Consider the following 12,441-nt stretch of genomic DNA (forward strand, 5'->3'; position numbering starts at 1 on the left):
TTCCGCACGGCCGTTCCGCCCGGCGCTCACTCAAGCAACGCCCTGGCGGCCGCCGTTCCGCCCGGCGCTCACACAAGCAACGCCCCCGCGGCCGTCGTTCCGCCCGGCTCCCCTCAGCCCCGCCACACCACCCGGTGTTCGCTCAGCCGTGCCAGGACCGCGTGGTTGGCCTCCCAGCCGTCCGGGAACTTCACCAGGGTTCCCAACTGGACGGGTTCCGTGGACGGGTAGTCGTCCAGGAGGTCGCTCACGCCGGCCCGGCAGACCACCACGCACGCGTGGCGGTGGCGGGAGGCCAGGACGCAGAGGCGGCCCGTCTCCAGGTGGAACGCGGTGGCGTCGGGGCGGCCGGAGAGCGGGTGGAGGACCACCGTGACGTCGAACTCCCTGCCCTGGAGGCGGTTCGCCGTGTCGACCGTGACGTCAGTGACGCCGAGGTCGGCCAGGGCGGCCCGGACCGCCGACGCCTGGTCGCGGTGGGCGGTGCCGACGGCGATCCGGTCGGCGGTGAGCGGCGTCGGGTCGTCGGCGCGCTCCGACGTGGCCGCGCCGCCCCGGTCGAGGAGCCGGCGCACCACCGCCGCGACCGCCCGCACCGCCTCCGGGTCGGTGCGCGGGGTGTGCCGCGCGGGCAGTTCCAGCAGGCCCCAACCGGCCCTCGCCGCCTCGTCGATGACCTCGTCGGGCCCCGATCCGTCGGACGGGACCGCGAAGGCGAGCCTGCGGTCGTCGTGGCCGGTGCCGCTGCGGAACGGCGTGTACGGGTAGAACGCGGCCGACACCAGGGGCGCCGCCGAGGCGGGCAGCCGCCAGGAGACCGGCAGCCGGTGCTGGGGCAGCTCCGGGTTGTGGGCCAGCAGGGTGCTGACGGCGGACGCCGACGGGTCGTACGACAGGCCCGCCCACTGCTCGCTGCCGACGATCGCGAACGGGTCCAACTGGCCCGGGTCGCCCACGAACAGCGCCCGTTCGAACAGTCCGGCGACGGCGAGCAGGGAGTCCGAGCGCATCTGGTACGCCTCGTCGACGATCGCGTGCCGCCAGGGCTCGTCGACCTTGACGTGCGCCCACTTGGCGGCCGTGGAGATCACCACGGCGAGCCCGGCGAGGTCGGCCGCCTTCGCCGAGGTGCGGACGCCCGGCAGGTCGTCGAGCGCCTTGTCGTAGGCGTCGGCGTCGCTGCTGTGCAGTCGGCCGACGGGCAGCTCGGGGTTCTTCTCGGCGAGCCGCAGGACGAGGTCGTCGACCTGCGCGTTGGTCTGCGCCACCACCATCAACGGGCGCCCCGCGTCGGCAAGTTCGAGCGCGGCCCGCACCACGAGGGTGGACTTGCCCGCGCCGGGCGGTGAGTCCACGACCACCCCTCGGTGGGTGCCGTGCAGGGTGTCGCGCAGGATCGCCCCGGTGGCGCGCGCCGCCTCGGCTCCCGGGTCGAAAACGGCGGTCACAGCACGTCCTCCTCGGTCACACGGTCGGCGGCCTCGGGTCCGGCCGCGCCGGGCGGGCCGCCGTGGGTCCACGGGGTGTCGTCGGGCTCGGGCAGCTTGGGGCCGCCGCGCTGCTCGTGCTCGAACAGGGTGCAGCAGAGCCGGTCGCCCTTCTCCGGCACCGACCCGCTCTCCGGTTCCTTGCCGCGCCCCATCTTGTCGAGGATCCGCAGCACGACGAGGGTGCCGTGGACGCTGTCGTCCTCGTACCCGACGCACTCCGCCGACTGGGGTTTGCCGCCGAGCGAGCGGTAGACCTTCGTCCGCTCGCCGAGCTGCGGCCGGTCGTCGGTGCGGAGTGTCACCAGCGGGCGCGGGCTCGGCCTCCTGCCCTCGCTGTACGCCATGACGACGTCGATGACCTCGCCGGTGAACGCCTCCCCCGACAGCCGCCTGCCCGCCATCACCAGCGGGTCGTCGAGCGCCTCCTGCGCGTCGAGGCGGGCCTGTTCGCGCTCGCGGGCGGCGAGTTTGCCGGCCGCGGTGACCGCGTCGTCGCGGCGCGGCTGCGGGGGTTCGCCCGCGGCGATGCGGTCGCGCTGGCCGGTGAACGACCAGCGGTCGCGCGTCCACCGCTCCTCGACGTGCGCGCCGACGGGCAGTCCGCGCAGCAGGTCGAGGCCGCGCCACACCGCCTTCCAGGTGGGCATGGCCTGGCTCTCGACCAGGTCGCGGATCCGGCGTTCCGCGGCGGTCAGGTCACCGAGCCTCTCGTCGGCGGCGAGGCCGTCCTCGGCGGCGGCGAGCGCGGCGCGGGCCCGGTCGTACTCCTCGACGGCCGGGGCGAGGAGCTTGTTGTCGAAGGTCGGGTCGGTGGCGGGTCCGGCCGGCGGGCACAGCAGCCGGCCCTCGGCGTCGCGCGCGATCTCGGCCCGCAGCGCCTCCTCGGCGCCGGTGCGCCCGGACGGCGGGTCGATCCAGGCGAGCAGCGCGCCCAGGTGCTGGTCCTCGAGGGTGGACTGGCCGGTCGCCCAGTGCCGGGACAGCAGGTCCGTCATCGCGGGCAGCAGGGACGACCCCGGCACCCGGGCGCGCTCGCCGTAGTGGGTCAGCCAGCGGCCGAGCAACGGTACGCGCGGGGGCGCCGGATAGGGCGTCTCCGGGTCCTGCTCCGCCGTCCGCCTGAACCGCATGGAGCGGCCGAGCAGCCGCACGAACTCGACGCCCGCCCGGCTGGGGACGATCAACTGCGGTGCGTCCGCGCAGAGTTCGACCTCGACCTTGACCCGCTTGCCGGTCTCCGGGTCGATCTCGTTGCGCTCGGCGGCCTCCACGGCGCCTGCGTAGGTGTCGATGTACGGCAGGACGGTGTCGGCCAGCTCCGCGAGGAAGGCGAACCGCAGGTCGCGGTCGCGGGGTTGCGGGACTACGAGCAGCCGCGGCGCGTCCCGCTCGGTGCCGACCAGCGCGCCGAGCGGCGCCCCGGCTTCGCCCGCGGTGGTCAACGGGACGAGCACCAGGGGCCGTTCGGAGAGGTGCCGGTGTCTGACCGTCGCGGCGACCTGGGCGCGCCCGGTGCTGACGGCTTCGAGCCGGGCCAGAGTGGAGATCAACGACATACGGCGGCCTCGGGGACACGGGAGAGCGGGACGACGGCGTCGGCAGCGGCGGAAGCGGCGACGGCGGGGAGGGCGGGAGCGGCGACGGCGGGGAGGGCGGGAGCGGCGACGGCAGCGGCAGCGGTAGGGGCGGCGGGAACGGCAGCGGCGGGAGCAGCCGGACGGGCCGCGGCGGGCGCGGGGCGGGCGGCGGAACCCGCGGACTGCGTCGTCATCGGAGCGTGCCTCCGCCCGCTTCCCTCGCCGCCCCCGCAAGGGCCGCGTCCGATCCCGCCAGGGCCGCGTCCGGTCCCGCCGGGCCGCCGCCCGCCGCCGTCGCCAGTGCCTCCGCGCGCAGCCGGGCCGCGCGGCGCAGCGCGGCCACCGCCGGGTCGGCCGGGTCGCCCTGTTCGCCGCGGGCCGCCGCGAGGACGTCCTCGACCGTGGTCAGGCCGCCCAGTTCGGCGCGGACCGTGCGGCCGAGCGCGGTCACCGCGCCACCCGCGCGGGAGCGGTCGCGGCAGTGGAAGGCCAGTTCGCAGGCGGCCAGGCACTCGGGCGCGTAGCTGGCCGGTACCGACTCGACGGCGGCGGTCAGTTCGCCCGCGGGCAGCCGGGGCGAGAAGCAGGTGCCGTCGGGCAGGTCGTCCGCGATGTCCTCGATGCGGGTGAGCCGGGTGAGCTGGCGGGCGGTGACGGCGCGCTGTTTGCGGACGTCGACGGCTGACGCCGTCGGCAGGTTGGAGAAGTCCTTGGGGCAGACCAGCAGGACCCGGCTGCGCACCTCGGGGGCCGGGTCGAGCCGGGCGGCGACCTGTTCGAGGGCCAGCACGTAGACGGCGGCCTGGCGGGCGGCGGCGCCGACCTTCGCCGGGTCCGCCGAACCGTCCAGCATCGGGAAGGACTTGATCTCGACGACCGTCCAACTGCCGTCCGGGTGCACCACGACGGCGTCCGGCTCCAGGAAGGCGGCGGACCCGGCGACGTCCAGAGCGAGCATCGGGTGGTCGAGCAGGCTCCAGCGGCCGGTCCCGGTGGCCGCCGCGGCGTAGGTCGCCTCGCGCAGCGTCAGTTCGGTGCGGGCCGTGCGGCCCTCGGGTCCCGGGGCGCCGAGGTCGGGCAGGTGGGCGTCGGCGGGCGGGGCGGCCTTCGGGTCGAGGTGCTCGTGGACCAGGCGGAGCAGCTCCGCGCCGCCGTCCGCCTTGACCTTGGCCTCGAACGCGTTCCCTCTGGTCAGCGCGAACTGGGACTGGCCGAAGCCGGAGGGGGCGCCCAGCGCGCCCGCGAGGGCGGCCTTGTCGACCCCCGCGCCGTCCAGGATCGCGCGGCGGTCGCAGCCGGGGTTGGCGGCGAGCGCCGCGAGGGCGCGGGCGTCGAGCGCCTTGGCCTGGACGTCGGGGCCGCGCAGCTCAGCGAGCCGCTGCCGGAGCCCCTTCGCCCGCGTCCGCGGGTGAGGCGTCCGGTTCGCCTCCCCCTGCTCCTCCTGCGATGTGTGACTCGCGCTGCCGTGGAATTCGCTCACCCGTCGAAGTCTGGCATCCACCACTGACAATCGAGGCACGTGTGCCCCTCGCTGCCCCGAGCGTCACGGCTGTCCGGGCCCGGAGCCGGTCGGCGCAGCGCGTCACGAACGGGGTGAGGAGCAGTCCGACGCCCATCACGGCGGCGCCCGCGACGGCGTCGAGGAAGTAGTGGTTGGCGGTGCCCATGACCACGACGGTGGTGAGCAGCGGGTAGGCGAGGGCGAGGGCCTTCGTGGCGCGGTTGCCGCCGAAGCGCCAGAGCACGATCCCGCACCACAGCGCCCAGCCGACGTGCAGGCTCGGCATCGCCGCGTACTGGTTGGTCATGCCGCCGAGGCCGCGCGGCGCGCTGGCCTCGCCGCCCCACCAGCCGTAGGAGCTGTACTGGGCCATGGTGTCGACGAAGCCGTGGCCGGCGGCGAGCAGCCGGGGCGGGCAGGTGGGCAGCAGGGTGAAGCCGATCAGACCGATGAAGGTGGACGTCATCAGCCAGGTGCGGGCGGCCCGGTAGCGCACCGCGCGGGAGCGGAAGAGCCAGATCAGGACGGCGGGCGTGACCAGGTAGTGCAGGGACGCGTACCAGAAGTCGGCCGGGACGCCGAGCCACGCCTCACGGGTGAAGAGGCGGTTGAGCGGGTGTTCGGCGTTGAGGTGCAGGGCCTTCTCGACGCGCAGGATCGCCAGGCCGTGGTCGACGGCGGTCTCCACGTTGCCGCGGGCGAGGAGCCGGCCCGCCGAGTAGCAGGCGTAGACCAGCAGGATCAGCGGCAGCTCGGTCCACCAGCGCAGTCGGGTCCGCGGCGCCTCGGTGCCCGGTATCTCGGTCGACGGCATCCGATCGCCCTCCCCCATTCGTTCTCGCGCGGCGCCCGGCGTTCGGGCTGGCCCACTTTACGGCGTCCGCGCCGGCCCCGGTGGGCGGCCCCGGCACCCCCGCCACTCAAAGACGCCGTCATCGCCCACCGGGTTGCCCTGTTCTGGCGTGCGCGATGATGGACGGGTTCCACCTGTTCTTTTCTCCCCAGGGCTCCCGGAGATTCCTCCGTGGCACCCCGAAAGGTTTCTTCATGGCACCGCGCATCCTGCTGGCCCGGCACGGACAGACCGAGTGGTCACTGTCCGGCAAGCACACCGGCAGGACCGACGTCCCTCTCCTCGAAGAGGGCCGGCGGGGCGCGAAGCTGCTCGGCGAACGCCTGCACCGCCCGCCGCTTGACGGGCTGGCCGGGGTGGAGGTGCGCACCAGTCCGCTGGTGCGCGCGCGGGAGACGTGCGAACTCGCCGGTTTCGGTGAGCGGGCCGGCACCTGGGACACCCTGATGGAGTGGGACTACGGCGCCTACGAGGGTCTGAAGCCGGCCGAGATCCAGGCGGTCAGGCCCGGCTGGCTGATCTGGCGCGACGGCGTGCCCGACGGCGAGAGCCCGGCCGAGGTGAGCGCGCGGGCCGACGAGGTGGTGGCCTGGGCGCGCGCCGAGGACCGGGACGTGCTCGTGTTCGCGCACGGGCACATCCTGCGCTCCATCGGCGCGCGCTGGCTGGGGCTGCCGCTGGACTTCGCGGCCCGGATCAGGCTGAACCCGACGTCGCTCTCCGTCCTGGGCTGGGCGTACGGCGAGCCGGCCCTGGAGAGCTGGAACGACACCGGCCACCTGCCGGGCTGACCCCGGCCGGCCTGTCCGGCAGACGGTGACCGGCCAGGTCCGTTCGGGGCCGTTCAGTCGCGGTGTCGCAGGGCCGTGTGTCTCTCCAGGAACTCCGAGACCCCGCTCGCCCTGCGGTGCGGGAGCAGCACCCGGGCGGTGCCGGCCAGCATCGTCTGGATGCGGGACGACTGCACCTGGTCCAGCAGGTCGAGGACGCGCAGCCCGGCGCCCGCGGACTCGTCCGGGCGGCCGCCTCTGGCCAGGCAGTCCGCGAGTTCCGCCGTGAAGAGGGCGAGGTTGCGGGTGAAGTGCGGGTCCTGGAGACGGGTCGCCCGGCGCGCGTGTCCCGCCCCGCGCGACCAGTCGCCCAGCGTCGACCAGCACTGCGCCTCCAGGCCCTCCAGCTCGGCCTCCCCGTAGAAGCTCATCCACTCGGGGTCGGCGTCCGAGTGGCCTCGTTCGTGGAGGGCGTGGGCGCGGGCCAGCGCCTGTTCGCAGGCGGTGCGGTCGGCGAGCCCGGCCCAGCCGCCCGCCTCGCGCAGCGCGAGCAGCGACATCAGCCGGGCGGAGCCCAGGGGGCGGGCGACGCGCTGGGCGGCCTGCGCGGCGCGTACCGCCTCACGGGGGCGGCCCGCGTCGCGGGCGAGGAACGCCGTGTTGCAGAAGGCGTGCGCCTCCAGGGCCTCGTCGCCGGTGACGCGGGCGGTCGCGAGCGCCTCCGCGTAGTGCGAGCGCGCGTCGTCGAACCGGCCCGAGTCGTGGGCCAGCCAGCCCACGGAGATGGCGAGTTCACCGGCGCCCGCGTGCAACCGGTCGGCGGTCGCCTGCCGGGTCGCGCCGGCGTCGAGCAGCGCGAACGCGGCGCGCAGCGGCTCGGCCGCGCGCCGGTAGAGGCCGTCGGCGCCGTGCCGGTCGTCCAGCAGCCGGATCCGGCGGACCGCTTCCTCCACGGCGCCCGCCTCGCCCGCGCCGGGGCGGCGGGCCCCGCGGGTGCCGGCCTCGGCCTCGTGGGCGAGCCCCAGCGGGCCCAGTGAGGCGGCGGCCACCGTGGCGCCTCCGCCGGTCATGAACGCGCGACGCAGCACGTCGCTCTCCTTGTGGTCCTGGTGACGCTCTGGGGGCGGGAACGGGTCGTGGGGGGCGGGTGGTCCTGCTGTGCGCGACGGGTCATACGGTTCATACGGATCGTTCGCCTCCTGTGTCTCATCCGTGCTGCGGGTGCGGCGCCCCCGCACCGAAGCGCGGGGCGAGAACCCCAGGTCGGTGAGGGTGCGGCCGGGAAACATGTGCAAGAACACTCGTTCGTACGCGTAGTTGGGGCAGCGGATCTCGCCCGCCTCGACCCTGCCGACGTAGCGCGCGTCGCAGCTGACCCGCTCGCCGATCTCGCGAGCGGCCCGGCGTACGGCGGCGGCGAACTCGGCCGGGGAGCGTCCGCCGCGCAGGTGCCGGAGAACGTGGTTCGGCCGCGGTGTCCTGTCGGTCTTGGACGGGGTCGTGGGCGACGACGCCATCTCCGGGTCCTCTCGTACGAACCGTCGAACCATGCCGGATTCCGGGCGACTTGACCGTTTTGCGCCGTGGCCACCCGGCACCCGGCGGGCACGAACGTACCCGCTGTAGCCGTCCCACCACGCAGTGTTTGGCCACAAACCGGATGTCTCCTCCGGGATCTGCCATGAACTGCCATCCTTTGTGGCTGACTTCGGCCGTAGCTGTTGACGCCTCCGCCGCGTTGAACGGGGTGGACCGGGAGCCACCCGACTCCCGACCCGCTCTCGTTCAAGGAGGGGTTCTGTGGTGGAGGCCGGGATGACGACCAGGACAGCCAGGACGACCAGCAGGAGCGTCGGCGCGCGTGCGCCGAGGACGGCGGCGGGACCCCCGCGGACGGCGGAGGGCGGCCCGCCCCCGGGTCCGGCGTCCGCCTGCGACCTGGTCACGGTGCCGACCCGGCAGGGGCTTGAGGCGGTGGACATCCTGCGCCGGGGCGCCGTCGCGGGCGCCGAGCGGGCGGGCGCCGCGGAGAACATGGGCCCGGTCCTGCACGACGACGGATGCGACACCCTCGGTTTCCTGGTGCCGCCCGGCACCGCCGCCGCCTGGGACGTCCCGGGCAGCGTCTGTACGGAGACGGGAGGCCGTGGCCCGAGCCCTGACCCGGCGCCCCCGGTCGCGGGCTCGGACTGGCTGCTGCCGCCCGGCGACACCGATCTCGCGACCGACCCCGCGGTGCTGCGCCGCGCCCTCGGCGAGGCGGCCCGCCTGATCGAGGCGGCCGACAACTGCCGCTGAGGCGCCCCGCGGGTGCCCCCGCCCGCGCCGACCGCCGGCCGGGGCGCCCCACCGCCCGCCGCCCCCGCCCGACGGCGCCGATAATGGCCGCATGGGAAAGTCCAGGAACGCCCGGCGCGGGCAGGCCGACGCGGCCGTCACCGAGGCCGTCGACGGCGGCATCGCCGAGCTGATACCCGACCGGGACCGCAGGCGGGCCTGGACGCTGCTGATCGACGGGGCGCCGCAGTCGCACGTCGACCTGGACGACCCCGGGCACCTGTCCTTCGAGTACCAGCGCCGCCTCGGCCATGTCATCGACCTGGTGGCGCCGCCCGGCCGCCCGATCCAGGCCGTGCACCTCGGCGGCGGCGCCCTCACCCTCGCCCGGTACGTCGCCGCGACCCGCCCCCGCTCCACCCAGCAGGTCGTCGAGCGGGACGCGGCCCTGGTGCAGCTGGTGCGGCGGGAGCTGCCGTGGGACGCGAACGCCCGGGTCCGGGTCAGGTCGACCGACGCCCGCGCCGGGCTCGCCAAGGTGCCGGACGGCTGGGCCGACCTCGTCGTCGCCGACGTCTTCAGCGGCGCCCGCACCCCCGCGCACCTCACCTCCACCGAGTTCCTCGACGACGTCCGCCGGGTGCTGCGCCCCGACGGCTTCTACACCGCGAACCTCGCCGACGGCCCGCCGCTCGCCCATCTGCGCGGCCAGATCGCCACGGCGGCGGCCCGTTTCACCGACCTCGCGCTGGTCGCCGACCCCACGGTGCTGCGCGGCAGACGGTTCGGCAACGCCGTCCTGGTGGCCTCCGACACCCCGCTCCCGGTCCCGGAGCTGACCCGCCGCGCCGCCTCGGACCCGCACCCGGGACGGGTCGAACACGGCCGCGCCCTGCGGGACTTCACCGGCGGCGCGCAGCCGGTCACGGACGCCGCCGCGGTCGCCTCCCCCGCGCCGCCCGCCTCGGCGTTCCGGTGAGCGGCCCGCGCGCCTGAGACCCGGGCCGCACCCGGAGGCGCGGGCCCGTCCCGCGCCGCGGGACGGGCGGCCCCGACCGCGACCGGGCCCTCTTGCGCGTCCGCGCGACAATGGACGGTGGCCCGCTCCGGTGCGGGTCACGCAGACGTACGAGGAGGAGACATGGCGGAGCCCACGCCGCGTCGGAACGAACCGCGGCTACGCCCCGCGCCCCTGCTCTTCGAGCCCGCGGAGGCGGCGGCCGACCCTGAGCACTTCTTCGACCTGGAGTCGATAGACGACCCGCGGGCGCTGCTGGCGCGGGCGACGGAGCTGGCGCAGGCCTTCCGCGCGGCGGCGGACCGGGCGGTGGAGTACCAGGCGACGGCGGCGGCGCAGCTTGCCGACCCGCGCCGGTTCGACCGGCTGACGCCCGCGGACATCGCCGAGCGGGCCGAGTGGACCGAGGACTACGCCCGGAAGATGGTCGAGTACGGGCGGGACCTGATGCGCGGGGGCGGCGAGGGCCGCGAGGACCGCGCGGCGGTCGACCCGCTCTGACCCGTCCGGCGCCGAACGCCCCGCGCCGGGCCGCCGTCCCGTCCTCCGGCCCCGCGGTGTCCCGGCGTCGCGGGGTCTCTCGGCCCGGCCTCTCCGCCCCGCCGGCCCCGCCGCGGCCCCTTGGAGCCCCGCGGCCCCGTCACCTGGAGGAGCGTCCCGTCTGGCATATGCCAGGCGGGCAAGATACCCGCTGGCACCCTTCCCTGTCCCGGTTTCCCGCAACCCTCGGGAACGGCACGCTCACAGCCGGTAGACGTAGACGTCATGAGCAGCACTCGGAACGACCCGCACACCGACCGCTTCGACGCCGCCGAGGTCACCTCGGACGGTGCCTTCTGGCTGGCCTCCGCAGGAACGTATCCGCGCAGCACGCTCGCCCTCTGGGAGGAGCGGCCCTGCGCCCCCGCCGTGCTCCCCTGCGGGCTCGCCTTCGACGTCGTCAGCGCGCCCGCCGTCTTCGGCCGCCGGATGGTCGACCGGCTGTGGGACGAGGGCCCCGGATCGGGCCCGGTGGCCGTCCTGCGCGGGCGGATGCTGATGTTCGCGGCCCCCGGCACCGCCCAGCGGCTGCCGTCGCTGCTGCGCTGGGAGGAGTGGGGCGTCCAGGACCGGGAGCGGCGGCGGGCCAGGACAGGGGAGATCCCGCCGCTGCTGTGCCACGGCAACGGGGACGCGGTGACCGTCCCGGCGCCGCTCGGCGCGAACCCCCCGGGTGACCAGCGGGAACCGCGCTGGCTCGTCGCCCCCGACACCCGTCACCCCTGGCTTCCCGGGCCCGAGATCCTGCTCTGGGCGGCCGTCCGGGCGGCCCGCGCGGCGGTGCGGATATCGATTTTTCCTCCCGCCGAACCGGGTGCTAAGGTCTACGACGTCAGCAGGCGCCGCTAGCTCAGTTGGTTAGAGCAGCTGACTCTTAATCAGCGGGTCCGGGGTTCGAGTCCCTGGCGGCGCACGACACACGGAGGCCGGACCGGCCCGCGGAGACGCGGGCCGGTCCGGCCTCCGTCGTGCGCGCGGCACGGGTCAGCCGTTGGTGATCTTCACGTTCCAGCCACCCGACGCCGTTCTGCTCTCGGCCGTGACGCGTACCCGGGTGTCCGGCACGGTGAAGCTCTCGCCGAGGGCGACCGGGGCGTCGGCCAGCGGCGGGTAGACGGAGTTCTCCCAGCACGCCTCGGAGTGCGGGTGGGCGTCGATCACCTGGACCGGGCCGCCGCCGGACTGCTCGTCGCCGCGCACCCGGTAGACGAGGATGCCGGAGCGGCAGGCGGCCTTGTCGTTGCCGACCTGGCCGCGCGCCTCGAAGGCGAGGGCGCTGTCGCGGCCGGTGCGCACGACGGCCAGTTTGGTGCCGCGGCCGAGCCCGAGGAGCGGGGAGCCGGCCGCGCCGACGACCGGATCGCCGGGGCCCTCGCTCAGCGGTTCGAGCGTCAGCCGGGTGGTTCCGCGCCCCGCCGCGCACACCACTTGGCGCGGTTCAAGCCATCCCAGCTTCCACTTGTGCCAGGCGAACAGATCGGGCGCGAGTCCGAACTGGCTGCCCATCAGGTCCCAGTCGCCGACATAGGTGTCCCAGTCGCCCCTGCCGTCGGCGGGACGGTGGTAGAGGTCGGGCAGATCGAAGACATGGCCGGTCTCGTGGGCCAGCACCAGCCGGTCGGGCGGGTGCCGTTCGAAGACCGTGACGACCCGTCGGACGTCGGTGCCGTCGGCGCGCAGCGGGGTGTTCAGGTTGACGACCTTGGTGGCGTCGGAGTCCACGCCGGGCGCGTCCGGGTCGGCCACGAAGTAGACGACGTCGTAGCGCGAGAAGTCGACGTCGGGATCGGCGGCGGCCAGCGCGTCCCGCAGGTAGGCGGCCCTGCGCTCGGCGTTCCAGTCCCGTCGCATGGCGTACGAGGTGGAGGGCCGCGGCATCCGGATCCAGTGGCCGAGCGGGTGCGGGCGGAGGGTGAACCTGCCGTAGGAGGCGCGTTCGAAGAAGCGGCTGGTCGCCGGGAAGTGGTCGGCGGTGATCTGCGCGGGCGTGGTGCGCGGGGCGGAGTCCGGGAACGACAGGAAGATCATCACGGCGTCGAGCGCGCGGGCCGGGCGGGGGTAGGCCGCGTTCCAGGTGTCGAGGCCCTCGGAGTGGTGGGCCTCGGTGCGGTGCAGGGCGCAGGGGGCCGCCGAGAGGGGTTCGGCGACCGAGTGACCGGTCACCAGGGAGGTCGCGGCGAGGGCGGAGAGGGTGGTGAACACGGCGGCGGTGCTGCGCAGTCGGGGCCTGGGGAACTGACGCGGCACGGAGACCTCCGGGAGCGGTTCACGGGTTACCGCACCCAGCCTCATGGAGATTGTCGTACTATGCCCTGTTTGTCTGCCCCAGATGAGTGATGGAGCCGAAAGACCGTCAGGAGCCGTTCAAGGAACGACAGGAGCGACACCCTGAATTGCTCACAGAACGTCACAAGC

Annotated in this window: 12 protein-coding genes and 1 tRNA gene; 6 read left to right on the forward strand and 7 right to left on the reverse strand. The window is 75.1% G+C overall.

Annotated features, from left to right (window positions below; translation table 11 throughout):
- Positions 1 to 113: 113 nt before the first annotated feature.
- Genes DDJ31_RS14525 through DDJ31_RS14545 form a run of 5 tightly spaced genes read right to left on the reverse strand, consistent with a single transcriptional unit; the run spans position 114 to position 5,382 of the window.
- Positions 114 to 1,448 carry an AAA domain-containing protein gene (locus DDJ31_RS14525; RefSeq protein ID WP_127179865.1) on the reverse strand — a complete coding sequence of 445 codons (1,335 nt, stop codon included), beginning with the start codon at positions 1,446 to 1,448 and terminating at the stop codon, positions 114 to 116.
- The gene (locus tag DDJ31_RS14530; RefSeq protein ID WP_127179864.1) at positions 1,445 to 3,046 is read right to left on the reverse strand and encodes a hypothetical protein; all 1,602 of its coding nucleotides are present in this window, start codon (positions 3,044 to 3,046) and stop codon (positions 1,445 to 1,447) included. Before DDJ31_RS14530 ends, DDJ31_RS14525 begins: the two co-directional genes overlap by 4 nt.
- Positions 3,037 to 3,261 carry a hypothetical protein gene (locus tag DDJ31_RS14535; RefSeq protein WP_127179863.1) on the reverse strand — a complete coding sequence of 75 codons (225 nt, stop codon included), beginning with the start codon at positions 3,259 to 3,261 and terminating at the stop codon, positions 3,037 to 3,039. The genes DDJ31_RS14530 and DDJ31_RS14535 overlap by 10 nt, the downstream gene beginning before the upstream one ends.
- Positions 3,258 to 4,433, reverse strand: a complete 1,176-nt coding sequence (locus DDJ31_RS14540; RefSeq protein WP_127182791.1) for a hypothetical protein — start codon at positions 4,431 to 4,433, stop codon at positions 3,258 to 3,260. The genes DDJ31_RS14535 and DDJ31_RS14540 overlap by 4 nt, the downstream gene beginning before the upstream one ends.
- Position 4,434: 1 nt before the next feature.
- A complete protein-coding gene (locus DDJ31_RS14545) occupies positions 4,435 to 5,382 on the reverse strand; it encodes a phosphatase PAP2 family protein (RefSeq protein ID WP_127179862.1) in 948 nt (315 codons plus the stop codon).
- Between the two features lie 233 nt (positions 5,383 to 5,615).
- On the opposite strand from DDJ31_RS14545, the gene DDJ31_RS14550 reads away from it, so the two are divergent.
- Positions 5,616 to 6,212, forward strand: coding sequence for a histidine phosphatase family protein (locus DDJ31_RS14550; RefSeq protein ID WP_127179861.1), 597 nt, complete (start codon positions 5,616 to 5,618; stop codon positions 6,210 to 6,212).
- 53 nt (positions 6,213 to 6,265) lie between these two features.
- Here DDJ31_RS14550 and DDJ31_RS14555 read toward each other — a convergent pair whose 3' ends face one another.
- On the reverse strand, positions 6,266 to 7,708 hold the full coding sequence (locus DDJ31_RS14555) for a hypothetical protein (RefSeq protein ID WP_127179860.1): 1,443 nt from the start codon (positions 7,706 to 7,708) through the stop codon (positions 6,266 to 6,268).
- 298 nt (positions 7,709 to 8,006) lie between these two features.
- Between DDJ31_RS14555 and DDJ31_RS14560 the strand changes: the two genes are divergently transcribed.
- The 5 genes from DDJ31_RS14560 (at position 8,007) to DDJ31_RS14580 (ending at position 10,939) form a co-directional block, all read left to right on the forward strand.
- Positions 8,007 to 8,489, forward strand: coding sequence for a hypothetical protein (locus DDJ31_RS14560; RefSeq protein WP_240678201.1), 483 nt, complete (start codon positions 8,007 to 8,009; stop codon positions 8,487 to 8,489).
- Between the two features lie 91 nt (positions 8,490 to 8,580).
- Positions 8,581 to 9,447: a spermidine synthase gene (locus DDJ31_RS14565; RefSeq protein WP_127179859.1), complete on the forward strand. Its 867-nt coding sequence runs from the start codon at positions 8,581 to 8,583 to the stop codon at positions 9,445 to 9,447.
- A 162-nt stretch (positions 9,448 to 9,609) separates the two neighbouring features.
- Entirely contained in the window at positions 9,610 to 9,987 is a 378-nt protein-coding gene (locus DDJ31_RS14570) for a hypothetical protein (RefSeq protein WP_127179858.1), read from the forward strand.
- A 264-nt stretch (positions 9,988 to 10,251) separates the two neighbouring features.
- On the forward strand, positions 10,252 to 10,875 hold the full coding sequence (locus DDJ31_RS14575; RefSeq protein WP_127179857.1) for a hypothetical protein: 624 nt from the start codon (positions 10,252 to 10,254) through the stop codon (positions 10,873 to 10,875).
- Positions 10,866 to 10,939 (forward strand) — tRNA-Lys (locus DDJ31_RS14580). Before DDJ31_RS14575 ends, DDJ31_RS14580 begins: the two co-directional genes overlap by 10 nt.
- 71 nt (positions 10,940 to 11,010) lie before the next feature.
- Here DDJ31_RS14580 and DDJ31_RS14585 read toward each other — a convergent pair.
- Positions 11,011 to 12,318, reverse strand: a complete 1,308-nt coding sequence (locus tag DDJ31_RS14585) for a M6 family metalloprotease domain-containing protein (RefSeq protein ID WP_127179856.1) — start codon at positions 12,316 to 12,318, stop codon at positions 11,011 to 11,013.
- Between the last annotated feature and the right edge of the window lie 123 nt (positions 12,319 to 12,441).

This window comes from Streptomyces griseoviridis, from assembly GCF_005222485.1.
In the GTDB taxonomy this organism is placed as follows: domain Bacteria; phylum Actinomycetota; class Actinomycetes; order Streptomycetales; family Streptomycetaceae; genus Streptomyces; species Streptomyces hintoniae.

Coding starts and splice junctions, on each gene's coding strand:
- DDJ31_RS14530 (WP_127179864.1), bottom strand. CDS start 3,046: ATGTCGTTGATCTCCACTCTGGCCCGGCTCGAAGCCGTCAGCACCGGG.
- DDJ31_RS14535 (WP_127179863.1), bottom strand. CDS start 3,261: ATGACGACGCAGTCCGCGGGTTCCGCCGCCCGCCCCGCGCCCGCCGCG.
- DDJ31_RS14545 (WP_127179862.1), bottom strand. CDS start 5,382: ATGCCGTCGACCGAGATACCGGGCACCGAGGCGCCGCGGACCCGACTG.
- DDJ31_RS14550 (WP_127179861.1), top strand. CDS start 5,616: ATGGCACCGCGCATCCTGCTGGCCCGGCACGGACAGACCGAGTGGTCA.
- DDJ31_RS14555 (WP_127179860.1), bottom strand. CDS start 7,708: ATGGCGTCGTCGCCCACGACCCCGTCCAAGACCGACAGGACACCGCGG.
- DDJ31_RS14560 (WP_240678201.1), top strand. CDS start 8,007: ATGACGACCAGGACAGCCAGGACGACCAGCAGGAGCGTCGGCGCGCGT.
- DDJ31_RS14565 (WP_127179859.1), top strand. CDS start 8,581: ATGGGAAAGTCCAGGAACGCCCGGCGCGGGCAGGCCGACGCGGCCGTC.
- DDJ31_RS14570 (WP_127179858.1), top strand. CDS start 9,610: ATGGCGGAGCCCACGCCGCGTCGGAACGAACCGCGGCTACGCCCCGCG.
- DDJ31_RS14575 (WP_127179857.1), top strand. CDS start 10,252: ATGAGCAGCACTCGGAACGACCCGCACACCGACCGCTTCGACGCCGCC.
- DDJ31_RS14585 (WP_127179856.1), bottom strand. CDS start 12,318: ATGAGGCTGGGTGCGGTAACCCGTGAACCGCTCCCGGAGGTCTCCGTG.